This window comes from Symbioplanes lichenis (assembly GCF_030709675.1).
GTDB classification, from domain to species: domain Bacteria; phylum Actinomycetota; class Actinomycetes; order Mycobacteriales; family Micromonosporaceae; genus Actinoplanes; species Actinoplanes lichenis.
The window spans coordinates 73,456-95,396 of sequence record NZ_JAUZQD010000002.1 but is presented as its reverse complement, the minus strand read 5'-3'; the positions used below and the strand labels follow the sequence as shown (position 1 = coordinate 95,396).

Annotated in this window: 20 protein-coding genes; 7 read left to right on the top strand and 13 right to left on the bottom strand. The window is 74.6% G+C overall.

Annotated elements, in window-relative coordinates:
* Positions 1–138 precede the first annotated feature (138 nt).
* Positions 139–828: a class I SAM-dependent methyltransferase gene (locus RAN62_RS04375; protein WP_305783148.1), complete on the top strand. Its 690-nt coding sequence runs from the start codon at positions 139–141 to the stop codon at positions 826–828.
* Between the two features lie 58 nt (positions 829–886).
* Here the strand turns inward: RAN62_RS04375 and RAN62_RS04370 are convergent, their stop codons facing one another.
* The 7 genes from RAN62_RS04370 to RAN62_RS04340 all read right to left on the bottom strand — a co-directional run bounded on the left by RAN62_RS04370 (position 887) and on the right by RAN62_RS04340 (position 7,169).
* A complete protein-coding gene (locus RAN62_RS04370; protein WP_305783147.1) occupies positions 887–1,939 on the bottom strand; it encodes a LacI family DNA-binding transcriptional regulator in 1,053 nt (350 codons plus the stop codon).
* 10 nt (positions 1,940–1,949) lie between these two features.
* Positions 1,950–3,869 (bottom strand): Na+/H+ antiporter NhaA, encoded by a 1,920-nt coding sequence (gene nhaA / locus RAN62_RS04365; RefSeq protein WP_438874466.1) that lies wholly within the window; start codon positions 3,867–3,869, stop codon positions 1,950–1,952.
* Positions 3,870–3,904: 35 nt separating this feature from the next.
* Positions 3,905–4,945, bottom strand: a complete 1,041-nt coding sequence (locus RAN62_RS04360) for an ABC transporter ATP-binding protein (protein ID WP_305783146.1) — start codon at positions 4,943–4,945, stop codon at positions 3,905–3,907.
* The gene (locus RAN62_RS04355; RefSeq protein WP_305783145.1) at positions 4,942–5,742 is read right to left on the bottom strand and encodes an ABC transporter permease; all 801 of its coding nucleotides are present in this window, start codon (positions 5,740–5,742) and stop codon (positions 4,942–4,944) included. Before RAN62_RS04355 ends, RAN62_RS04360 begins: the two co-directional genes overlap by 4 nt.
* A 5-nt stretch (positions 5,743–5,747) precedes the next feature.
* Positions 5,748–6,506, bottom strand: a complete 759-nt coding sequence (gene modA, locus RAN62_RS04350; protein ID WP_438874465.1) for a molybdate ABC transporter substrate-binding protein — start codon at positions 6,504–6,506, stop codon at positions 5,748–5,750.
* Positions 6,503–6,922, bottom strand: coding sequence for a TOBE domain-containing protein (locus RAN62_RS04345; protein WP_305783144.1), 420 nt, complete (start codon positions 6,920–6,922; stop codon positions 6,503–6,505). Before RAN62_RS04345 ends, modA begins: the two co-directional genes overlap by 4 nt.
* Positions 6,923–6,989: 67 nt before the next feature.
* On the bottom strand, positions 6,990–7,169 hold the full coding sequence (locus RAN62_RS04340; RefSeq protein WP_305783143.1) for a hypothetical protein: 180 nt from the start codon (positions 7,167–7,169) through the stop codon (positions 6,990–6,992).
* A 163-nt stretch (positions 7,170–7,332) separates the two neighbouring features.
* Between RAN62_RS04340 and RAN62_RS04335 the strand changes: the two genes are divergently transcribed.
* From RAN62_RS04335 to RAN62_RS04320, 4 genes are all read left to right on the top strand, one after another.
* Positions 7,333–8,937 carry a sensor domain-containing diguanylate cyclase gene (locus tag RAN62_RS04335; protein ID WP_305783142.1) on the top strand — a complete coding sequence of 535 codons (1,605 nt, stop codon included), beginning with the start codon at positions 7,333–7,335 and terminating at the stop codon, positions 8,935–8,937.
* 63 nt (positions 8,938–9,000) lie between these two features.
* Entirely contained in the window at positions 9,001–9,816 is an 816-nt protein-coding gene (locus RAN62_RS04330; protein ID WP_305783141.1) for an SAM-dependent methyltransferase, read from the top strand.
* 70 nt (positions 9,817–9,886) lie between these two features.
* Complete coding sequence (locus tag RAN62_RS04325) at positions 9,887–10,285, top strand: RrF2 family transcriptional regulator (RefSeq protein ID WP_305783140.1); 399 nt, start codon at positions 9,887–9,889, stop codon at positions 10,283–10,285.
* A 229-nt stretch (positions 10,286–10,514) separates the two neighbouring features.
* Positions 10,515–12,128 (top strand): methyl-accepting chemotaxis protein, encoded by a 1,614-nt coding sequence (locus RAN62_RS04320; protein WP_305783139.1) that lies wholly within the window; start codon positions 10,515–10,517, stop codon positions 12,126–12,128.
* A gap of 123 nt (positions 12,129–12,251) precedes the next feature.
* Here the strand turns inward: RAN62_RS04320 and RAN62_RS04315 are convergent, their stop codons facing one another.
* Positions 12,252–12,830, bottom strand: a complete 579-nt coding sequence (locus tag RAN62_RS04315) for a redoxin domain-containing protein (protein WP_305783138.1) — start codon at positions 12,828–12,830, stop codon at positions 12,252–12,254.
* Positions 12,831–12,995: 165 nt separating this feature from the next.
* Positions 12,996–15,938 (bottom strand): CHAT domain-containing protein, encoded by a 2,943-nt coding sequence (locus tag RAN62_RS04310; RefSeq protein WP_305783137.1) that lies wholly within the window; start codon positions 15,936–15,938, stop codon positions 12,996–12,998.
* A 35-nt stretch (positions 15,939–15,973) separates the two neighbouring features.
* Here RAN62_RS04310 and RAN62_RS04305 point away from each other — a divergent pair, with 35 nt between their 5' ends.
* Entirely contained in the window at positions 15,974–17,332 is a 1,359-nt protein-coding gene (locus RAN62_RS04305; protein ID WP_305783136.1) for a S8 family peptidase, read from the top strand.
* A gap of 304 nt (positions 17,333–17,636) precedes the next feature.
* On the opposite strand, the gene RAN62_RS04300 is transcribed toward RAN62_RS04305, so the two are convergent.
* Complete coding sequence (locus tag RAN62_RS04300; protein ID WP_305783135.1) at positions 17,637–18,329, bottom strand: carboxypeptidase-like regulatory domain-containing protein; 693 nt, start codon at positions 18,327–18,329, stop codon at positions 17,637–17,639.
* A 52-nt stretch (positions 18,330–18,381) separates the two neighbouring features.
* On the bottom strand, positions 18,382–19,203 hold the full coding sequence (locus tag RAN62_RS04295) for an RNA polymerase sigma factor (protein WP_305783134.1): 822 nt from the start codon (positions 19,201–19,203) through the stop codon (positions 18,382–18,384).
* A gap of 639 nt (positions 19,204–19,842) precedes the next feature.
* On the opposite strand from RAN62_RS04295, the gene RAN62_RS04290 reads away from it, so the two are divergent.
* On the top strand, positions 19,843–20,475 hold the full coding sequence (locus RAN62_RS04290; protein WP_305783133.1) for a helix-turn-helix transcriptional regulator: 633 nt from the start codon (positions 19,843–19,845) through the stop codon (positions 20,473–20,475).
* Between the two features lie 317 nt (positions 20,476–20,792).
* Here the strand turns inward: RAN62_RS04290 and RAN62_RS04285 are convergent, their stop codons facing one another.
* Positions 20,793–21,488, bottom strand: coding sequence for a helix-turn-helix transcriptional regulator (locus tag RAN62_RS04285; RefSeq protein ID WP_305783132.1), 696 nt, complete (start codon positions 21,486–21,488; stop codon positions 20,793–20,795).
* A gap of 18 nt (positions 21,489–21,506) precedes the next feature.
* Positions 21,507–21,938: a GlcG/HbpS family heme-binding protein gene (locus RAN62_RS04280; protein ID WP_305783131.1), complete on the bottom strand. Its 432-nt coding sequence runs from the start codon at positions 21,936–21,938 to the stop codon at positions 21,507–21,509.
* Between the last annotated feature and the right edge of the window lie 3 nt (positions 21,939–21,941).

Here is a 21,941-nt window from a genome sequence, read left to right as displayed (position 1 = left end):
CCGACGGTCCGGCTGTCGACGAGGCGACCCGTTCCTGGACCCCGCCCGCGGGCCGGTTCTACGATCCGCACACACGCCGCGCTCCGGGAAGGAGCAGCGGATCACGCCGATCGACACCTCGATGAGTCTGGGCTGGGGATGGCGCTGTTCGATCCGATCGCCGAGCTGTACGCGCGGTACGCCGAGATCACCGACGCGGTCTACCGGCCGCACCTCGCCCGCCTGCTGCCGGCGGCCGGGGCCCGCGGGGTGGACCTGGGGTGCGGCTCCGGGCGGTTCACCGGCTTGCTGGCGGACCGCTGCGCCCATGTCCTCGCCGTGGACATCGCCGAGCGGGAAGTCGCGATCGCCCGGGTGGAACGCGCCCGCCCCACCGTCGAGTACCGGATCGGCAGCCTGCTCGACGTCTCGCCGGACGAGGACGGCCGGTTCGACGTGGTATTGTCGGTCAACACGCTGTTCCACCTGTTCGCCCAGCACGACGTCGAGGTGGTGCTGCGGCACGTCCGGTCGCTGGTCGCGCCGGGCGGCACGGCGGTGATCGTGGACATTGTCTCGCCCGGTCCGCGGGCGCTGCTGATGCACCGGTGGTGGGGCCTGACCGATGCCGTACGCACTCTGCGCCGGAGGCGGTCGATCAGCGACGCGTGGACTGTCCTCCGGCTGCGCCAGCACCCCGTGTGGATGCGGCACGCCCGGCTGAACCAGCCGCTGACCCGGCCGGACTTCCACCGCCGCTACGCGGGCGTGTTCGCCGGGGCCGAGTTCGCCGACACCGTCGACCCGTTCGCGTGCGCCCTCGTCTGGCGCGACCCGGATCACCGCTGATCAGGCGCGCGAGGCCCGCCGGATCGAGCGCCGCAGGCTGAGCCGGACCGCGGTCCGGTCAGCTAGTGGGCAGGAAGGTGCCCGAGCCGGCGACCACGACCGGTCCGCCCGGGGCCGTGCGGTTGAGCCGGCGGTGGGCGGTCGAGCCGCGGGTCACCAGGCGCACCGGCAGGACGGCCGGCTCGTCCGGCACCTCGGCGCCACCCAGCCGGGACAGCAGCGACCGCACGGCCGTGTCGCCCATCAGCCGCAGCGGCGCCGCCACGGTCGTCAGGCCCGGGGTGATCAGCGCGCCCGCGGCGACGTTGCCGAAGCCGATCACGCTGACCTCTTGCGGGACCAGGATGCCGCGCGCGGTCAGGGCGTGGATCAGGCCCGCGGCGATGAGGTCGTCGTGGGCGACGACGGCGGTGGTGGGCCGGCTCAGCAGGTCGCCCGCCGCGGCCAGGCCCCCGGCCAGCGTCGCGGGGAACGGGCCGATGCCCCGGCACTGGACGCCGTGCTCGCTGCCCGCCTGGCGCAGGGCCCGGCGCCGGATGCCGTCCGGCCAGGTGCCCTCGGGGCCGGCGACATAGGTGACCAGCTCGTGGCCGAGGGCGGCCAGGTGCGCGACGGCGGCCCGCATGCCACCGGGCACGTCGGGCACCACGCCCGGGAGGCCGGGCAGGACGCGGTCGAGGAGCACCAGCGGGCGCTCGGCGGCCAGGCGGCGTACCTCCTCGTCGGGCAGGCGGGGCGCGGCGATCACCAGGCCGTCGACGCTGGCGACGACGCGGTCGAGGTCGGCGGCGGCCTCCGGGCAGGCCAGGTCGGCCAGGATCGTGGAATAGCCCGCCTCGGCCGCGGCGGTCTGGGCGCCGCGCAGCATGCCCGCCGTGTAGGGACAGGCGACGTCGGTGACCACGAGCGCGATCATCGCCGTCCGGCCGGTGGTGACCGCGCGGGCCAGCGGGTTGAGGCGGTAGCCGAGCTCGTCCGCGGCGGCGAGGATCCTGCCGACGGTGGCCGGGGCGACCCGGCCGGGCCGGGAGAAGGCACGCGAGACGGTCGACGCGGCCACGCCGGCGTGGCGGGCGACGTCGTAGATCGTGGGCGCCCGATTTCCGGCCATCGGTTGCAGGCTAGCCCGGTTCGACCGGCTCCGTCCGGGAAAAACCGGCCCGGACCCGGGCGATCTTGACCTCGTGCTGCAGGGTCGCGATGTCGTAGGCACCGTAGTGCCGGCGCCCGTTGATGAAGAACGTCGGCGTGCCCGAGACCCCGCTGAGGTCGGCCGAGTCCACGTCCTCGGCGACCCGGTCCCGGTGCAGCCGGGAGGTCAGCTCGGTGTGGAAGCGCTCGGCGTCGAGTCCGAGCTCCTCGGCGTACCGGATCAGGTCGGTCACCCGCAGGTGGTCCTGGTGCGCGAGCAGCCGGTCGTGCATCTCCCAGAAGCGGCCCTGGGCCGCCGCGGCCTCGGCCGCCTCCGCCGCGAGCTCGGCCTGCGGGTGCACGTCCGGCAGCGGCAGGTGCCGCCAGACATAGCGCAGGTCAGTGTCGGTGATCAGGTCGCGCACGGCGGGCTCCGCCTGACCGCAGTACGGGCACTGGAAGTCCCCGTACTCGACCACGGTGACCGACGCGTCGGCCGGCCCCCGGCAGTGGTCGCGCTCCGGATCGACCTCGGGGATCAGGTCGACGAGGTCCTCCGTGGCGCCGAGCAGCAGCCGGGCCCGGCGCGCCGGGGGCAGCAGCCGCGTGACCCGGAACACCGCCCACGTCAGCGCCGACGCCCCGGCCGCCGCGGACAGCACCCCGATCTTCGCGTCGGCCAGCTCCGGGCCGGTGAAGGCGAGTGCGGCGATGAGCAGGGACACCGTGAAGCCGATGCCCGCGATCGTGCCGCTGCCCAGCACCGCGGCCCAGCCCACGCCGGGCCGGACGCGCCCGCCGGACAGCCACGTGAGCAGCGCCGACACCCCGACCACGGCGATCGGCTTGCCGACCAGGTAGCCGGCGATGACGCCCCACGTCACCGGGGACGTGTAGGCCCGGGCCAGCGTGCCCCCGTCGAGCACGATCCCGGCGTTGGCCAGCCCGAACAGCGGCACGATGACATAGCTCGACCACGGGTGGAAGCGCCGCTGCAACCGGTCGTTGGGCGACAGCGTCTCGATCACCCCGATGGCCGCCGACCGGGCGATCTCCGGCGTGGGCTGCTCGCGGAACAGCTTGAACAGCCCGCTGGCCTCCTCGAGGGTGGCCCGGGCAGGGCTGTACGCGACGGCGGTCAGGCCCATCGCCAGCCCCGCGACCACGGGGTCGACGCCGCTGCCCATCATGGCCGCCCACAGCGCCACGCCGACCAGGGCGTAGACGGGGTAGGCGCGGACGCCGAGGTAGCGCATGGCCACGAACACGGCGAACGCGACCGCGGCGACGGCCAGCGCCATGAGGTCGATCTCCTCGCTGTAGACGACGGCGATCACCACGAGGGCCACCAGGTCGTCGACGACGAAGACGGTGAGGAGGAAGACGCGTACCTGGTCGGGGACGTTGCGGCCGATCAGCGCGAGCAGGCCCAGCGCGAGCGCGGTGTCGGTCGACATCGCGACGCCCCAGCCGTGCGCGTCCGGCCCGCCCCCGGTGAAGGCCAGGTAGACGAGCACCGGCAACAGCATCCCGGCCAGCCCGGCCAGGCTCGGCAGCACGAACCGGCGCCGGTCGCGCAGCTCCCCGAGGTCGAACTCGCGACGCGCCTCCAGCCCCACGACCAGGAAGAACAGCGTCATCAACCCGCTGTTGACCCAGGTCCGCAACTCCTCGCCGATGCCGTGCCCGCCCAGCCGCACGGCCAGCTCGGTGCCCCACACCGCCTCGTAGGACGCGACGTCCACGTTCGCCCAGATCAGGGCGGCGGCGATGGCGGCCACGAGGACACCCGCGCTGCCGGCTTCCGTACGCAGGAAAGCGCGCAACGGGCCGGCCAGCTGGCGGCTCCACGGGGTTCGTCCGCGCAGTTCCGCGCCGGGGCTCACACTCACGGCCCCCAGCCTGCTCATCCCGGGGCCGCCGCGCAAGATCGGCCCTGGAGAACTCACAAGTCGGGGTAGACGCGCGTCTCGGTGGCCTTGACCGCGGCCCACAGCTGCCGGCCGGGGACGAGGTCGAGGTGGGCGGCGGCGGCCGGGGTGATGTCGGCCGCGACGGTGATCGGGCCGTCGAGGCGTACGCGCAGGTTGTCGCCGTGCCGCTGGATGTCGCGCAGCACGGCGGGCCAGGTGTTGCGGGGGCTGCCGTCGGGTTGCCGGGTGAACAGGGCGACCGCCGAGGGCGGGAACGCGACGAAGGCGTTGCCGTGCACGGCCTCGGCGGTGGTCAGCGCGAAGCCGCCGGCGACCTCGACGTGGGTGCCGGTGCCCCGCCCCCGGAAGAGGTTGAGCCCGACCAGCTGGGCGACGTAGTCGGTCCGCGGCCGGGCGGTGATCGTGGCCGCGTCCCCCTCCTGGACGACGCGCCCGCCCTCGACGATGACGAGCCGGTCGGCGAGCACGAGGGCGTCGAGCGGGTCGTGGGTGACCAGCAGCGCCGCGCCGGGGTGGGCGCCGAGGTGGCGGTGCAGCTCGGCCCGGGTGTCGAGCCGGGTCCGGGCGTCGAGGGCGGCCAGCGGCTCGTCGAGCAGCAGCAGCTCGGGATCCACGGCGAGGGCCCGGGCCAGGGCGACGCGCTGGGCCTGCCCGCCGGACAGCTGCCGGGGCTTGCGGCGCGCGTGCTCGGCGAGCCCGACCCGCTCGAGCCACCGGTCGGCGACGGCGTGCGCGGCGCGGCGGTCGGCCCCGTGCCGGCGCGGCCCGAAGGCGACGTTGTCCCGGGCGCTCAGGTGCGGGAAGAGCAGGTAGTCCTGGAAGACGACGCCGATCGGGCGCTGCTCGGGCGGCGTCCGGGTCAGCTCCCGGTCGCCCAGCCGCAGGTGCCCGCCGCTCAGAGGCGTGAGACCGGCGAGGGCGCGCAGCGCGGTGGTCTTGCCGGCGCCGTTGGGGCCGAGCAGGGCGACCGTCTCCCCCGCCGCGACGGTCAGCGCGATGTCGAGGCGGAAGGTCCCCCGCTCCACGACCAGGTGGGCGTCCAGCAGGGTCATGGTGCCGTCAGCCAGCGGTCGCGGAGGGCGGCGAGGACGGTGACCGAGACCGCCAGCAGGATGAGACTGAGCACGACCGCGCCGTCCAGGTCGCCGCTCTCCATCGTCTGATAGACCGCCAGCGGCATCGTCTGGGTGACGCCCGGGAAGTTGCCCGCGAAGGTGATGGTGGCACCGAACTCGCCCAGCGCCCGGGCCCAGCACAGCACCGCGCCGGCCGCGATGCCGGGGCCCACCAGCGGCAGCGTGACGTGGGTGAAGGTGGTCCACCGGCCGGCGCCCAGCGTGGCCGCGGCCTCCTCGTAGCGCACGTCGGCCCCGCGCAGGGCGCCCTCGACCGCGATGACCAGGAACGGCAGGGCCACGAACGACTCGGCGACCACCACGCCGGCCGTGGTGAACGGCAGCGCGATGCCGAAGGTCTCGTCGAGCCACTGGCCGACCAGGCCGCGGCGGCCCAGGGCCAGGAGCAGCGCGATGCCGCCGACCACCGGCGGCAGCACCAGCGGCACGGTGATCAGCGCCCGGACGATCCGGCGGCCGGGAAAGGTGACCCGGGCCAGCAGCCACGCCAGCGGCACCCCGAGCACCAGGCAGCACACGGTGGCCGCCGTCGCGGTGAGCACCGACAGGCGCAGCGCGTCGAGGACCTCGGGCGAGGTCAGCCGGTGCGGCAGAGTCGCCCAGGGCACCCGGGCCAGCAGCCCGATCACCGGCAGGATCAGGAAGACCAGACCCAGCACGGCGGGCAGCAGCAGCGGCAGCGGCACGCGGCCGCCTTTCGGGGTACGGGTCATCGCGGTCAGGGCGCCTGGAAGCCGGCTTCCGTCAGCACCTTCTCGCCGTCGGCGGACCCCACATAGTCGACGAAGGCCTGCGCCCCGGCCGGGTTCTTCGCCTCCTTGAGCACCACGATCGGATAGTCGTTGACCGCCTGGGCCGACTCGGGAAACTCGACCGCGTCGACGTCGGCCGCGGCGGCCTTCGCGTCGGTGCGGTAGACCAGCGCCGCGTCGACCTCGCCCAGCTTCACCTTGGACAGAGCGGCCTTGACGTCCTGCTCGAGGGTGACCGGGGTCAGCTTCACCCCGGCCGCGTCCAGCGCCGTCTTCGCGGCCGCGCCGCACGGCACCGCCTCGGCGCACAGCGCCACCTTGAGACCGGGCTTGGTCAGGTCGGCGAGCCCGGCGATCGTCTTCGGATCGCCCTTGCCGGTCGCGATCACCAGCTGGTTCCGCGCGAAGGTGACCGGGGCGCCGGAGGCGTTGCCGGCGTCGGTCACGGTGGCCATGTTCTTCGGCGCCGCCGAGGCGAACACGTCGGCCGGGGCACCTTCGTTGATCTGCGTCGCCAGCGCCGAGCTGCCGGCGAAGTTGAAGGTGACGGTGGTGCCCGGGTGCGCCGCCTCGAACTGCTTGCCGATGGTGGTGAACGACTCGGTCAGCGACGCGGCCGCGAACACCGACACCTGGCCGGTCACCGCCGCGCTCGTGTCGTCGTCACCACAACCGGCCGCGCCGAACGCGATGAGCAGGGCAAGCCCGGCCCGCAGTGTCCTCAACTGGTCCTCCCCCGGGGTGCCACGGCCGGGGCGGATCGCTCCACCACCACCGTGGTCGACTTGATGACGGCCACGGCCACGCAACCGACCCGCAGGTCCAGCTCGTCGGCGGCCTCCCGGCTCATGAGCGACACCACCCGGAACGGGCCGGCCTGGATGTCGACCTGGGCCATGACGGTGTCCTTGACCACGGCGGTCACGATGCCGCGCAGCCGGTTGCGGGCCGACGACTCGCCGCCGAGCTCGGCCTCGCGGGCCTGGCCCCGGACGAACGCGGCCAGCTCGGCGCCGTCGATCTGCCGATGGCCGTGCTCGTCACGCAGCGCGGTGAGCCGCCCGGCATCCACCCAGCGGCGCACGGTGTCCGCGCTGACGCCGAGCAGATCGGCGGCCTCGCCGATGCGAAACGTCGTCACGGCGCTCACCCTACCGGCCGCATCTGCGACACGCAGCACCGCTGGGGCCCCGCTTATAAGACGTGCATCACCCCACGGAGCCCGCAGATGCGACGACCCCGGAGTCCGGGCCCGTCAGCGGCGCCTGGAAGGGGTGGCGGAGGCGGAGCATCGCCTCGTCGCTGTGGTCGGCGGTCAGGACGACGGGGTCCTGGTCGCCGGCGTTCTCGGCCCGGAACTGCGGGGCGGCCATGCTGTCGGGAACCATGCGGTGCGGGCTCCTGGTCTCGTGATCGGTCAGGGACGAGGCCCGTTCTACCCCGCTGGGATCGCTCCCAAGCGCGAACCGGGCAACTTCCCCCAGGAGGGCAGGAAAGTGACGCCGGTGGCGCGCGGCTCAGGAGATCGCCGGGAGCGCCGAACGGAGGAGCGTGAGGTGGACCGCGGGCCCCCGCACCGGACGCTCCTGGGTCGTGGTGCTGCTGGTGGCTGCGGTGCTGGTCGCCGGGGGCGTCGTGACCGGCGTCGTCGGCTACGCCCTCGAGCGCGCCGAGGAGCGCTACGCCGCCCAGTCCATGAACCGGTACGCGTCCGACGTCGGCTCCGGCGTCTCGGCCGAGGTCGAGCGGTACGGCGGCACCCTCACCGACCTGTCCCGGGCCCTCGCCGCCCAGGGCGACCTGAGCCGCGACGACTTCACCGACATCACCGGCGGTCTCGAGGCCGATCGCTTCCCCGGCGTGTCCGGTTTCGCCTTCGTGGTGCCCGCCTCCGCCGACGAGTTCGCCCCGATCCAGCGTTACTGGCGGGCCGAGGGCGCCACGGGACTCACGCTGCGGCCGGTCGGCGCCCGGGAGGACCACGCCTTCGTCGTCTACTCGCAGTCGGTCGACGGATCCCCGGCGGCGACGCCCGGCGCGGACACAAGCACGGTGCCGGAGCTGGTCGAGACCATGACGGTCGCGCGGTCCACCGGGCTGCTGGCCACCACCCGCTCGTACGTGCTCCTCAAGGACCGCAGCCTGCCGGCGGCGCGCCAGCAGGCCTCGTTCAGCCTGGTCGCGCCGGTACGGACCCGCACCGGCGTCTTCCGCGGGTGGCTGGTCATGGGCGTGCACGGCAAGGACTTCCTGGACCGTACGCTCAGCGAGCGCGCCGAGGGCATGGTGCGCGTGATCCTCGACGAGGCGTCGGTGTCCGGCGCGGTGGTCATCGCCAGCGCCGACGTGGGCACCCTCGACCCCGACCGATCCCTGGTACGCGAACGCGCGATCAGTGTCGGCCAGCGGGTGTGGCGGCTGACGCTGCTGCCCACCAGCCGTCTGCGCCACAACTCCGACCACGAGCTCACGGCCGTGGCGATCGGGGCCTGCATCGGCGTGACGCTGATCCTGGCCCTGCTGGTCGGGCTGCTGGCCGGGGCCCGCAACCGGGCGGTGACCCAGGTCGAACGGGCGACCGCCGACCTGCGCGAGGACATCGCCCGGCGCGAGACCGTCGAGGTGCGGCTGCGCGAGCGGGAGAGCGAGCTGCGGCACCTGGCGTTGCACGACCCGCTGACCGGGCTGGCCAACCGGGTGCTGTTCTACGAGCGGGTGGCCCACGCGCTGCTGACCCACGCGCGCACCGGGCACACGTTCGCGGTGATCTTCCTCGACCTCGACGGCTTCAAGGAGGTCAACGACCGGCTCGGGCACGGCGCCGGGGACGAGCTGCTCATCCAGGTGGCGGAGCGGCTGCGCGGGTGCCTGCGCGCGAGCGACACGATCGCCCGCTTCGGCGGCGACGAGTTCGCCGTCATCACCGAGCGGCTGGCGTCCGCCGAGGACTTCCGGGCCGCCGCGGAGCGGATCGTCGAGGTCATCGGCCGCCCGTACGACCTCGGCGCGGGCCCGGCCACGGTGAGCGCGAGCGTCGGGATCGCCCGCAACCGCCCGGGCGACGACGCCGACGACGTGCTGCGCGAGGCCGACATGGCCATGTACGAGGCGAAGAAGTCGGGCAAGGGCCGGTTCGTCGTCGCCGCACCGCGCTGACTTTGCCGGCGGGCCGGCACCTGCCATGATGGCGCCGGGCGTCCCCGGCGATCGGAGTACACAGTGGAAGCAACGGGCAGCGGCCGGCCCGCGATCGACTCGACGGTGCCGCATCCGGCCCGCCGCTACAACTACTGGCTCGGCGGCAAGGACAACTTCGCCGCCGACCGGGCGTCGGGCGACATGATCGAGGCGGCCTTCCCCGACGTCCGCACGGGCGCGCTGGCGAACCGGGCCCTGCTGCGCCGGGCGACCCGTTTCCTCGCCGCCGAGGCCGGCATCCGGCAGTTCCTGGACATCGGCACCGGCCTGCCGACCGCGGACAACACGCACGAGGTCGCCCAGTCGGTGGCGCCCGAGTCCCGGATCGTCTATGTCGACAACGACCCGCTGGTCATGGTGCACGCGCGGGCGCTGCTGACCACGAGCCCGCAGGGCCGCACCTCCTACATCGAGGCGGACCTGCGCGACCCCGGGACGATCCTGCGGCACCCGGCGCTGCGCGAGACCCTCGACCTCGGGCGCCCGGTCGGGCTGATGCTGATCGCGGTCCTGCACTTCCTGCCCGGCGACGGCGCGGCCCGGCCCATCGTCGAGGAGCTGCTCGCCGCCCTGCCGTCCGGCAGCTACCTGGTCGCCACCCACGCCACCTCCGACTTCGGCTCGCCCGACCAGCAGGCCCGCTATCGCGAGATGATGGAGCAGGGCAAGAGCGACGTCTGGACCCGCGGCCGTGACGAGTTCGCCGAGCTCTTCACCGGGCTCGAGGTCGTCGCGCCCGGCGTGGTGCCGGCCCAGCGCTGGCGGCCCGACCCGGGCGACCCGGACTGGACCGACCAGCAGGTCAACGTCTGGACGGCGGTGGGCCGGAAGGCCTGATTTCTCTACCCCTCCTGTGGGAATTGGGGAGCTTCGGTATGCTGGCGGCCAGCCGGGAGATCGGAGTGCCGTGCACATCTCAGCGCGCAGCGACTATGCCGTGCGGGCCATGCTGGCCGTGGCCGCCGGCACCGGCTCCCACCCGGCGCGCGCGTCGGCCCTGGCGGAGGCGCAGCACATCCCGTTCAGCTTCCTGCAGGGCATCCTGGTCGACCTGCGCCACGCCGGCCTGCTGGTGAGCAAGCGGGGCGTGCGCGGCGGCTACATCCTGGCCCGCCCGCCCGCCGAGATCAGCGTCGGCGACATCCTGCGGGCCGTCGGCGGGGTTCCCGAGGGCGACGGGCCGGCCGCCACCGCCCGGGGCGCGGCTGCCGAGGCGATGCGCGGGGTCTGGGCCGCCGCCGGGCAGGCCGTCGACCGCGTCCTCGACACCACGACGCTGGCCGACCTGCACCGCCGCGCGGCCTGACCGCTTTCGGGCGCCGGGCTTCAGGCGCCTGGCTTTTGGGCGCCGGGTTTTTGGGGCACCGAGCTTTGGGCGCCTGGCCTTTGGGGCGCCTGGCCTTGGGAGGCGCCTGGCTTTGAGCGCCGGGGCGTCGCGGCAAAAGTCTGGCTCGCCGGGGTCAACTCGGGCATCTGCCGGCCGATGTGTCTGACCGAGAGGTCATTCATCGGGCAGCACGCGCTTGAGGAGCACCATGAGCGGTACGGGGACGGCAGCACGGCGACGCCTCTGGGCGGACCGGCCGGTCGGCGTGAAGATCACCGTGGCGGTCCTCGTCGCGTTGCTCGTGTCGGGGCTGGCCACCGTCGCCACCCTGATGCAGACGAGCCAGGTGCGCGCCCACGGCGAGGAGATCTACGACAACAATCTCACGTCGCTGGTCATCGCCTCCGACCTGCGGGACACCTTCCGGCTGCTGCGCATCGACCAGAACGCGGTGGCGCTGCTCGAGCCCGGCTCCGACGACCAGAAGTCGATGCTCAAGGACGTCGCCGACGACGAGACCGCCCTGCAGGAGCTGATCGACAAGTACGAGCCCGGCGCCGCCGACCCCGCCGTGGTCGAGCAGTTCCGGACATCGTCCGCCGCGTACATCAAGATCGTCGACGAGCAGCTGCTGCCGGCCGCCGAGAAGGGCGACACCGCCGAGTTCATGCGGCTGCGGGAGAACGTGGCCAAGGACACGTACGAGGCCTCCAAGACCCTCCTCAAGCAGATGCTCGCCGCCGAGGACGCCCAGGCCGCCGCCCTGCGCGCCGAGCTCGTGGCCGGTTACCGCACCGCGCTGACCGTCTCGCTGACCACGCTGGCGATCGCGCTGGTGGTCGGCATCGGGCTGGCGCTGTGGGTCGCCCGCGGCATCAGCAAGCCGCTGCGCCAGGTCGCCGGCACCCTCGACCGCATCGCCGAGGGCGACCTGTCCATGCACGTCGACGACCCGGGCACCAATGACGAGGTCGGCACGATGGCCCGCGGCCTGCGGCGCTCGGTCGAGTCGATGCGCTCCAGCGTCGCCGTGGTCCTCGACAACGCCCGCCGCCTCACCGACGCCTCGACCGCGCTGACCCAGGTCTCCACGCAGATCGCCGACGGCGCGTCGACCACCGCGAGCCGCTCGCAGACCGCCGCCGACGCCGCCAACGAGGTCGCCTCGAGCGTCGGCACCGTCGCCGCGGCCAGCGAGGAGATGAACTCCGCCATCGCCGAGATCTCCCGCAGCGCCGCCAGCGCCGTGTCGGTGGCCCAGGAAGCCCTCAGCACCGCCGCCCGCACCAACACGTCGGTCGCGGCCCTGGGCGCGGCGAGCGCCGAGGTCGGCGACGTGGTCAAGGTGATCAACCAGATCGCCGAGCAGACCAACCTGCTCGCCCTCAACGCCACCATCGAGGCCGCCCGGGCCGGCGAGGCGGGCAAGGGCTTCGCCGTCGTCGCCACCGAGGTCAAGGACCTCGCCCAGGAGACCGCCAAGGCCACCGGCGAGATCAGCGCCAAGATCGCCGCCATCCAGTCCAGCAGCGCGGAGGCCGCCGAGGCCCTGGCCGAGATCAGCGCGATCGTCGAGCAGATCAACGAGCACCAGACGACCGTGGCCTCCGCGGTCGAGGAGCAGACCGCCACCACGCACGAGATCACCCGCAGCGTCAGCCAGGCCGCCACCGGCGTCGACCACATCGCCCGCAGCGTCAGCGAGGTGTCGCAGACGGCGGACGGCTCCCGGGCCGGGGCCGGGCGGGCGGCGGACGCGGCCGGCGAGCTGTCCGGACTGGCGCGGACGCTCAACGACGCGGTGGCTCGCTTCCGCGTCTGAGGTTCTCCCCCAGCCCCGCACGGTGCCGGCCGTGTCGCTCATCCGAGCGGCGCGGCCGGCTCCTTTCTCCGGCGGGCGGACCTCGGCTCCCTCCGCCAGTGGTCTCGTCGACGGCGGGCCGGGTCAGCGGCGGGGGCGGACCTCGGCGTTGGCGATCGCGGTGAGGATGGCCGACGACGGCGTGGCGGGCGCGGGGCCGGCGCTCACCTCGGCGAAGCGCACCAGCCCGGCCCGGTCGGCGACGACCACCGCCGGGTGGGGCAGCGTCATGCGGCCGGTGCCCAGCGTGCCCTTGGCCCCCGCGGACGTGAAGCCCAGCCCGAACCGGTCGATCAGCGCGTGCCGCGGGTCGGCCGCCACGAGCAGCGACAGGCCCAGCCGGTGCTTCATCGCGGCGAGCAGGTCGGGGCGCTGCGGGCTGACCGCGACCACATGGGCGTCGGTGCCGGCGAGCTCCTCGTCGTAGGCCGTGAGCGCCGCCTCGCCCTCGGCCGAGCCCGCGTGCCGGACGAAGATCAGCACCAGCGGGCCGGTGTCGAGCAGCTTGCGCAGGAAGATCGGGCCGAGGTCGGCCTCGACCAGGGGCAGGTCCGGGATGCGTGCGCCCGGGGAGATCATGCGGCTCCACACGGCGTCGCGCTCCAGCTGGCGCTGGAAAGCGGCGTCGTCGGCGGGCCGAACCTGAGCCTGGGTCACGGTCATGGATCCAGGCTACCGGGGCGGTTTCCCCACGAGTGCCCCCGTTTGATGGAATTCACATGAATCAACGGCGGCAGTGCGACGCGAAGCACACCCCTCCGCGCCGAAAGTTCACCGGTTCGTGGCCCGTGGGCCAGGTCCGTCCGCGACGAGCCGGATCGCCGGCCGTCAGCCGGGTCCATAGGCGGTGAGCCCGTACCAGGCGACGTACTCCTCCGCTCCCCCGCCGGCCACGGCCGCCCGCGCGTGCCACACCGCCTCGGGCAGCCCGGCGCCCCCGGCCAGGTGCCGGTGCAGCACCGCCATCGCCGCCGCGCACGCGCCGTCCGGGATCGGCAGGTCGGCGGCGACCACCCCGGCGCTGCCGTGCGACATCATCGCGCCCGCGAACCCCAGGACCTCGTCCCCGCCGTACGCCTGGTGCGCCCCCGACTGGCACGACGCCAGCACCACGCGCCGCGGGGCGACGCCCTGGGCCAGCATCTCGTACAGGGTCAGCGGGCCGTCGCTCAACTCCAGCGAGCTGAACAGGGGGCTGTCGGACCGGAAGCGCCCGTGACACGCGAAGTGGGCGAGGTCCGCGCCCCGGGCGAGTTCGATGGCGGCGCCGGCCGTGCTGTGCGGGGGCAGCAGGACGCGTACGTCGTCATGCTCCGCCGCCACCGCCTTGACCTCCCCCGCCGCGCCCGCCAGATCGGGCCCCGCGACGACCGCGACGCCACCGCTCCCGGATGCTTGCGCCGGCCGGGCGTCGCGGTCAGGGCCGACGTTCTCTCCGCGTTCTCCGCGCTCTCCACACGGCGGAACGGCGGCGCGAGCATGCGCCCACAGACCGGCCGACGGCGACACCGACACGGGCGCCGAGTGCAGAGCCGACCACGGTACGCCCGACAGGCGCGTCGACGGCACGACCACCAGCGGTACGTCGCCGGGGACGCCGATCGGCGCGACGAGCAACTTCGTGAGGCCCGCCACCGCGTTCTGCGCCGCATGCCGGGCCGGAGCGGCGAACCGGGTCCCCAGCAGCAGCCGGCGCAACGCGAACTCGGCGGCCCCGGACTCGCGCCGGACCGCCGCGACGTCGCCGAGCTCGACGAGCCGGGTGCGCCGGGGCTCCACGACGACGGCGATGACCCGGTCGCCCAGGACCGCGTACTCGGCCAGCCAGCGCCCGTCCAGCGCGCGCCGCAGCTCGGCCGCGCCCACCGGGGTGGCCGCGGCGGCGCCGATGCCCTCGTCCTGCGACCACGACCTGCGCCGGATCCGCGACTCCAGGGCGCTCTGCCGGGCGAGCAGCGCGGCCGGCTCCTCGCCCCGGTCGAGGCGCGCCTCCCGCAGCTCCCGCTCGACCCCGCGCAGCGCGACCACGTCCTCGTCGACGCCGGTCGCCGGCGGGTGCACGCGCAGCAGCGCCGCCGACCGGGTGCGCTCGAGCCAGGCCAGTACGCTCGCGGCGGGGGTGTTCGGCGAGCTTTCCTGCCGCGCGCTCAGGGCCGCGATGGTCGCCACGCCGGTCTGTCGCGCGCTTCCGGCCGGGGTGTTTGCCGCGCCGGCCTGCCGCGCGCTCTCGACCGAAATATTCGCCGCGCCGGCCTGCCGCGCGCTCACGGCCGGGGTATTCGCCGCGCCGGTCTGACGCGCGCTCCCGGCCGGGGCGTTCGCCGCGCTCGTCTGCCGCGCCGGGCCGCCCGCGCCGGACAGCAGGGTGCGCAGGCCCAGCTGGCCGAGCTCGGCGCCGTGCCCGGAGGCCAGCACGCGCAGCTCCAGCGACGGCAGGGCCGACCGGTGCCGGGCCAGGTCGCGCAGCCCGCGCAGGCACGCCCGCACCACCTCGCCGGGCGCCTCGGCCTCGGCCAGCAGCGCCCGCGCCAGGTGGCCGCGCAGCCGGACCAGCAACGACTGCCCCTCCGCCAGGTCACCCACGGCGGTCAGCTCCCGCCGGGCCATCGGTAGGCGGCCCAGCGCCAGCGCCGAGCGGCCGGCCGCCAGATGGGCGTACGCCGCCTCCTCGCGCAGGCCGAGCCGCTCGAGCGTGGCCGCCGCCCGGCACAGCTGGGTCAGCACGCCGGGCGAGTTCCCGTCGAGACAGGCCCGGGCCTCCGCCTCGGTGACGGCGGCCCGGGCGACCCAGGCCCGGCGGCGCTGGCGCCGGAACTCGACCGCGGCGGCGCGCGCGTCGGCCAGCGCGGCGGCGGCATCGCCCAGCTCCAAGGCGAGCCGGGCACAGCGCAGCCGGGCGTCGGCCGCCATGAGCCGGGCGCCGTGCTTGTCGAGCTCCACATGGGCCTCGCGGGCGGCGGTCATCGCCTCGTCGAGCAGGCGGAGGTCGCGCAGCACGTCCGCGTACTCCTGAAGGTGCTCCCCCACCGGCAGCCCGGCGGCCGTGTGCAGGCGCCCGGCCTCCTCGAAACGCCGCACGCTCTCGGCCAGGCGCCCGGCGTGATAGCTGGCCCACGCGGCGCTCGTGGCGATCACCGCGGGCAGCCGGCTGCCCATCTCGCGCGCCAGCTCGGCGGCCCGGTCCAGATTGGCCAGCGCCTCGTGCGGGCGGCCGACGACCGTCTGGAGCAGGGCCAGATTGTTCGCCGCCTTGACCCAGACGAAGGGTGGCGTGGCGGGATCGGCCAGCACCGCCTGGTACGTCGCCTCGGCCGTGGTCAGCCGCCCGCCGTTGTGATCGATGACCGCCAGTTGCAGCAGCAGCTCGGGCCGGTCGCCGGGCGCCACGAGCGGCTCGGCCCGGCGCAGGTCCCGGGCAGCCGCCGCCTCCCGGCCCAGCTCCTGCAGCGCCACCGACCGGGTCAGCAGTACCTCGCCGAGCCGGCGTGGCAGCTCGTGCCGGGCGGCGAGCGTCACGGCCCGGTCCAGCAAGGACTTGGCGCCCTCGTTGTCCAGCGCCACGTGCCGGGTCCACGCCACCGCGCGCAGGGCGACGACGAGCGCCTCGTGATCGCCCGCCGCAGTGGCGGTCGTCACGAGAGCTTCGGCGCCCGCGGCGTATCTGGCCGGATCGCGCACGACTCTTGTGAAGGCGGCATCAGCCTCGTCCCGCAGCCCGGTCCCGGTCTCCACACCGGACGGGCCGGGGCCGGACGGTCCGTCAGTTCCCACCGCAGCAGACTATCCAGGGGAAGGGTGAAGAATCCATGACGATCGCTGATCGCTGGCCGCTGCCCGACAGGCGCGACGCCGCGCAGCTCGCCAGGGACCAGCCCGCCGTGCGCCGGCAGGTCGAGAAGCTCAACCGGTCCGAGACCGAGGCCACCACCCGCCAGGAGCTGGCGGAGGTGCTCGACCGCATCCGCCTGCGCGCGCAACGCGCCACGGCCCCCGGGGCCCGGCGCTTCCTGTCGCTCACGCCGCCCGACGAGCCGCACACGGTGCTGATCGCCGAGGGCGAGCTGGTGATCGACGGCGACGACGCGCAGCTGGCGGCGTGTCGCGAGGTGCTCCGGGCGTACACGGAGGTCCGCGGCCCGGCCCGGCACAGCCGGCGCCGCACCCGGGTCTTCCGCCGCACCGACGGCAACACCCGCGCCCTCGGCACTGACGCCCAGCGGCTGCGCGACGTGGCCGGTGTCCAGGTCGCGCAGAACACCATCGTGCCGCTGGGCTACATCATCAAGGGCGACTCCTACCCGGGCAGCACCGTGGCGCCGGCGGCCTTCGCCACCAACGGCGCGACCGCCCCGGTGCGGGTCGCCGTCATCGACACCGGCCTGACCGCCGTCACGCGGGGGGACGGCTGGGACACGGGTATCGTGCGCGACGGGGTCGACCCGCTCGACGAGGTGCAGCCCACGGGTCGCATCGACTGGTTCGGCGGGCACGGCACGTTCGCGGCCGGCATCGTCCGGCAGATCGCGCCCGACTGCGAGCTCGTGGTCTACCGCTTCACCGGCCCGGACGGCACGGGCACCGACGACGACGCCGCCGACATGATGCTCAAGGCGGTCGACGACGCGGCGGGCAAGCGCCTGATCATCAACGCGTCCTTCGGCGCCCCGGCGGTCGGCGGCACGCCCCCGCTGGCCCTGCAGGAGGCCGTCCGGCACATCACCACCGACCACCCCGACGTCCTGATCGTCGCCAGCGCCGGCAACGACGGCCGCGACACGCCGTTCTATCCGGCCGCCTTCGACGGCGTCACCGCGGTCGGCGCGCTGACCAGCGGCCTGACCCCGGCGACGTTCTCCAACAAGGGCTCCTGGGTCGACTGCTCGACGGTCGGCGTGGGCGTCGTGTCGACCTTCGTCCAGGGCCTGCTCCCGCCGGAGAACGACCCGGCCAAGCTCGGTCCCGACGTCTCCTTCGGCGCCGACTCCTGGGCCACGTGGAGCGGCACGAGCTTCTCCGCCCCGCAGGTCGCGGCGGCCGTCGCGGCCCTGTGCGGCGAGAACGCGAGCCTGAGCCCGAAGGCGGCCTACGCGGCGCTGACGACCGGGCGGACGACGCTTCCGGGCTACGGCAAGGTGATCCACGTGCTGCGCGGGACGCCGGTCTGACAGCTCTTCTCCGGGGGGTGAGGCGTCGCCCGGGTGCCCGTGATCGGGCGCCCGGGCGGCGCTGCTTTGTCCGCTTGCGGCGCTGCTTTGTCCGCTTCCGGTCGCTGCGCTGCTTTGTTTGCCTCCGGCTGCGGGGCTGCTTTGTCCGCTTCCGGGCGCGGCGCCGATTCGTCCGCTTCCGGGCGCCTCCTCGGCGGTCGCTTCCGGGCGCCTCCTCGGCCGGCGCTTCCGGGCGCCTCCCTGGCGGTGGCTTCTGAGCGCTGCCTCGGCGGTGGCTTCCAAGCCCTCCTCGGCGGCGCCTCGGTCAGACGAGGGTCCAGCGGGTGGCGACGGCGAAGGCTCCCTCGCGGCGGACGGTGAGGCTCATCGGCCCGGGCGGCACATCCTCCAGCACGAAGAAGCCGCCCTCGTCGGCGGGCACCCGCTGCACCTCCGCGGTGCCGGGGCGGCGCAGCTCGATGTCGGCCGGCTCGGGCGGGAAAAGATGACCGGACAGGCGACGGAGCTCCCCCGCCGCCTCCACTTGTACCGCGACGATCACCTCGTCCTGCCCGCGCTCGTCGACCACCTGGAAGGTCAGCTGCCGGGGCTGCGGCACGGTGGCCGAGCCGCGCACGGCAAGCGGTTGCCGCTCGGGGTCCGGGGCGGCGGAGTCCTCGACCAGCTCGGCCAGCTCCGCGTCGAGATCACGCAGGATGAAACTCGCCTTGGCCAGCGCCACGAGATCGCGCGGGGCGGGGTCGACCTCCCGCAGCACCGCTCCGAGCCGGACGAGCAGCCTTTGATCCTCCGCCTCGCTGCTGTGCGATTGCGCGCCCTCGGCCTGGCCCGCACCCTCATCCTGTCGTCGCCGGCCCGATCTCTCGTGCTGATCCGGCTCGGGCGGGGAGGCCGCGCTGCTCTCGGCGGGATCGGGGGCGGGACGGCGCTCAGGCCCGGGGCGGGGGTCGTCTCCGGCGGGATCGGGGGGTCCGGAGGGGGAGGTCGGGTCGGTCACGGGGTCTCCTCGGGGAGGCAGGGCGACGCGGTGCGTAGCGTGTCCATCACTCTCACGAGTGCAGTCCCTCGTCCTCGATACGTTCTGTCAGGAATTTGCGCAACTGGGCCAGGCACCGCTTCCGCGTCGGGCCCAGGCTCCCGATCGGGATGTCGAGCGAGCTGGCCGCGAGCTCGTACGACGGTCGCCTGTCCTCGGCGTCCACCACCAGCACCCGCAGCACCCGCTGGCACCGCGGCATCAGCCGGTTGAACGCGGCCCACAGCTCGGCGTCCCGGGCCTCGACCAGCATCGGCAGCTCGGGGTCGCCGTCCGGGCCGGCCTCCAGATCGAGCAGCCACGTCTCGTCGACGGGATGGGTCCGCTTCGCCCGCCGCAGCGCCGCCCGGGCCTCGTTGCGGCAGGTCGTGCCGAGCCACGCGCCGAAGGCGGCGTGATCCCGCAGCGTCGAGAGATTCTCCAGGGCCCGCAGCCACGTCTGCTGGAACACGTCGGCGGCATCGGCGGGCCCGAGCCGATAGACCCGGCAGATCGCCCACACCCGGTTGCTGAACCGCTCGACGAGCCCGTCCCAGGCGTCCGCACTGCCCTTGAGCGCCCCGGCGACCAGCCCCGCCACGTCGTCCTCCCGAAGACGACCGCCGTCCGTCCCGCCGGCGTGGTCGCCGTTGGCGTTCTCGTCGCCGGCGCGGTCGCCGCTCACGTACTCGTCCCGGGCGCGGCCGCCGTTCGCCTGCTGAGCCCCTACCCGGTCGCGGGTTGCTTTCTCCTCGCGGCCGTCGTCGCCGTGCGCGCCGTCGACGGCGGGGCCGTGGTGGGTCCCGCCGTCGCCCGGGCGCAGCACCTCGTCGTCGTCCCGCCGCCCCACAGTCATCGTTGCCCCCCACTGGATCTGGCGGCGCCCCGGACCGGCCCGCTCCGCCCCTGCGCGCGCCGTGATCCGTGACTCCGCCGTGGCCGCCCGGAACGTCCATCGGCGGCCGTAGATGTGCCGATTCACCATAGACCACGGACTGGGCCGGGCAGCCCGGGGAAACGGCGAAACGGGGTTCATTCAAGCCGACCGCCCCGCCGGACGAAACACCGCACCTGCGGGGGTGACCGCCGCCGGCCGGATGCCGTGACCCGCCGAGCGGCCGGCGGCGCGGCCCGGGAAGGGGATCGACTCCGGCCCGAGGCCCGGTCGCGTGGCTGGGCGGGGCCCGGTCGCGTGGCTGGGCGGGCCGGGAAAAGTAAGCGCCGCTGCGAATTCCACGGGGGAAGAACTCGCAACGGCGTGACCTGAACGATAGTCCATGCCGGAGGGCCCCGTCCATCCGGCCGGGCCGCCGGGGCCGGACCGGCGCGCTTTCGGGACACCACCCGCGCTCCGGGGACACGCCACGGCGCCGGGGCGTCGATGACGGGCTTGTTAAATGTCGGAGCGTCAGTCATTTGACTCAAGGCGGCGTGGCGGTGTCCGGGCAGGGTGAGATCGGGACGGCCCCGGCGGCCGCCCGGAAGGAGACCGACGATGCGCGCGACGACGCGGACGATCACGGTGGCGTTGCGGGCCACGGATCCCCTCAGCCTGGCCGGCCTGGCCCGGATGCTGGCCGACGATCCGGACGTCACGGTCGCCGCCGGGCCGGGGACGGACGCCGACGTGCTCGTGCAGGCGGCCGAGCGGGTCGACGCCCGGGTGGTCCCCGTGCTGCGCCGGTCGTCCATCGAGACGCGGCGCCCGGTGGTGCTCGTCGTCGACGGGATCACCCGCAACGAGATGCTGCTCGCCGTGGAGTGCCGCGTGGTCGACGTGCTCCCGACGGCGGCAGTGACGGCGGACCGCCTGGGCGCGAGCATCCGCGCGGCGGTGGGCGCGGGCGGCTGCCTGCCGGCGGGACTGGCCGGTGAGCTGATCGAGCGCGTCCGGCGCCGGGAGGCCGAGGTGCTGCACGAGACCGGCCTCGGCGCGTCCGGCCTCACGCCACGGGAGGTCGCCGTGATCAAGCTCATGGCGGAGGGCCTCGAGACCGCGGAGATCGGCACGCGCCTGCACTGCTCCGAACGTACGGTCAAAAGCGTCATCAGCGGAATCATCCGCCGCCTCGACCTGCGCAACCGCTCCCACATCATCGCGCACGCCATGCGCTACGGCGTGATCTGAGCGCCCTCCCGTCCGCGGCCGCCGCCTCGCCCCAACACCCGCCGCCCTCCGCCCGCGCTGTAGGTCCGCCGACGCGCCAGCCGCAGTCGGCAGGGCGGCAGGGCGGCAGGGCGGCAGCGCGGCAGCGCGGCATCGAGCGTCGCACGTACCGCACCCGCCAGCGCGACGTCGATCGTCGTACGTACCGCAGCCAGCAGCGCGGCACCGATCGTCGCACGTACCGGAGCCAGCAGCGCGGCGTCGGATGTCGCGCCGACCGCCACTCTTCGTCCGCAACCGCGCGGCCGCTCCGCTCGGCTCGCCGGTCGCGCTCGTTCTCAGAGCAGGCCGTATCGCATCGCGTAGGCGACGATGTGCGGCCGGTTGCGCAGACCCAGTCGCTGGATCATGCCGTGGATGACCGTTTTGACCGTTCGCTCGGAGTAGCCCAGCTTCACGCCGATCTCCGTGGTCTCGAGACCCTCGGCCATCATGCGCACCACCTCGACCTCGCGCCCGGTCAACCCCCCGGCGCTCATCCCGGCCTCGCGGAGGACCCCGTCGTGCAACTCCCGCAGGTGCTGCAGCAGGTCGCCCACCAGTCGCGGGGGCAGCACCGCGGCCCCCTCCGCCGCCGCCCGCACCGCGTGCACGAGCCGCTCGGCGGTCACGGCGCGGCGCGGCAGGACGCCCATCACCCCGCACTCGACGGCGAGCGGCAGCTCCGCGGCGCCCAGCTCGTCGACGACCAGCACCACCGGCGGCGCGTAGGGGACGCCCAGCCCCGGCAGGGCGGGCGAGACACCCTGATCCGGGCCTCCTGTGCCCGGGACGCCAGCCGCGCCGTGGGAGGCGGCAGCGGGCGGGCGGCGCAGGTGCGGGACGACCTGGTCGTCGAGGCGCGGGGCGGCCCAGACGAGGACCTCCGCGCCGGTGCCCGGGACGAGGGTCAGCTCCGGGGCGGCCCCGATGAGGCCGGCGAGCCCGGCGGTGCGCAGCGGGTCGGTGCCGCGGACGGCGACGGTGACAGTCATGACTCCCCCGAATCGATCTCAGAGCGCGCCGGCGGCCGCGGCGGCGATCTCGTGGTCCTGCTGGGGCGAGCCGCCCCCGGCGCCGATCGCGCCGATGACCACCCCGGCGGCGTCCTTCACCGGGACGGCGCCCGGAATGAAGGCGAGCGGCAGCCCGGCCGCGGTCGCCAGGGTGAACAGCGGCGACCCGGGCAGCACCGCACTCACCAGCTCCGTGGTCGCGGCCCCGCAATAGACGGCGGTGCGCGCCTTGGCCAGCGAGACGTCGATCGAGCCGAGGGCCGCGCCGTCCATCCGGGTGACCTGCACCACGTGGGCGCCGCCGTCGACGACCGTGATCGTGCAGGGGATGCCGAGCTCCTCCGCACGCGCCACCGCCACGTCGGTGAGCGACTGCGCCATGGACAAGGGCAGCGTGGTGGGTGAGATCTGCACGACGACCTGTCTCATGGG

Excerpts from the sequence above, each read along its gene's own strand:
- RAN62_RS04370 (WP_305783147.1), bottom strand. The coding sequence starts at position 1,939 with ATGGCCGGAAATCGGGCGCCCACGATCTACGACGTCGCCCGCCACGCC.
- RAN62_RS04355 (WP_305783145.1), bottom strand. The coding sequence starts at position 5,742 with ATGACCCGTACCCCGAAAGGCGGCCGCGTGCCGCTGCCGCTGCTGCTG.
- RAN62_RS04375 (WP_305783148.1), top strand. The coding sequence starts at position 139 with ATGGCGCTGTTCGATCCGATCGCCGAGCTGTACGCGCGGTACGCCGAG.
- RAN62_RS04340 (WP_305783143.1), bottom strand. The coding sequence starts at position 7,169 with ATGGTTCCCGACAGCATGGCCGCCCCGCAGTTCCGGGCCGAGAACGCC.
- RAN62_RS04280 (WP_305783131.1), bottom strand. The coding sequence starts at position 21,938 with ATGAGACAGGTCGTCGTGCAGATCTCACCCACCACGCTGCCCTTGTCC.
- nhaA (WP_438874466.1), bottom strand. The coding sequence starts at position 3,869 with ATGAGCAGGCTGGGGGCCGTGAGTGTGAGCCCCGGCGCGGAACTGCGC.
- RAN62_RS04315 (WP_305783138.1), bottom strand. The coding sequence starts at position 12,830 with ATGACCGTGACCCAGGCTCAGGTTCGGCCCGCCGACGACGCCGCTTTC.
- RAN62_RS04285 (WP_305783132.1), bottom strand. The coding sequence starts at position 21,488 with ATGACTGTCACCGTCGCCGTCCGCGGCACCGACCCGCTGCGCACCGCC.
- RAN62_RS04295 (WP_305783134.1), bottom strand. The coding sequence starts at position 19,203 with ATGACTGTGGGGCGGCGGGACGACGACGAGGTGCTGCGCCCGGGCGAC.
- RAN62_RS04320 (WP_305783139.1), top strand. The coding sequence starts at position 10,515 with ATGAGCGGTACGGGGACGGCAGCACGGCGACGCCTCTGGGCGGACCGG.
- RAN62_RS04290 (WP_305783133.1), top strand. The coding sequence starts at position 19,843 with ATGCGCGCGACGACGCGGACGATCACGGTGGCGTTGCGGGCCACGGAT.
- RAN62_RS04305 (WP_305783136.1), top strand. The coding sequence starts at position 15,974 with ATGACGATCGCTGATCGCTGGCCGCTGCCCGACAGGCGCGACGCCGCG.
- RAN62_RS04360 (WP_305783146.1), bottom strand. The coding sequence starts at position 4,945 with ATGACCCTGCTGGACGCCCACCTGGTCGTGGAGCGGGGGACCTTCCGC.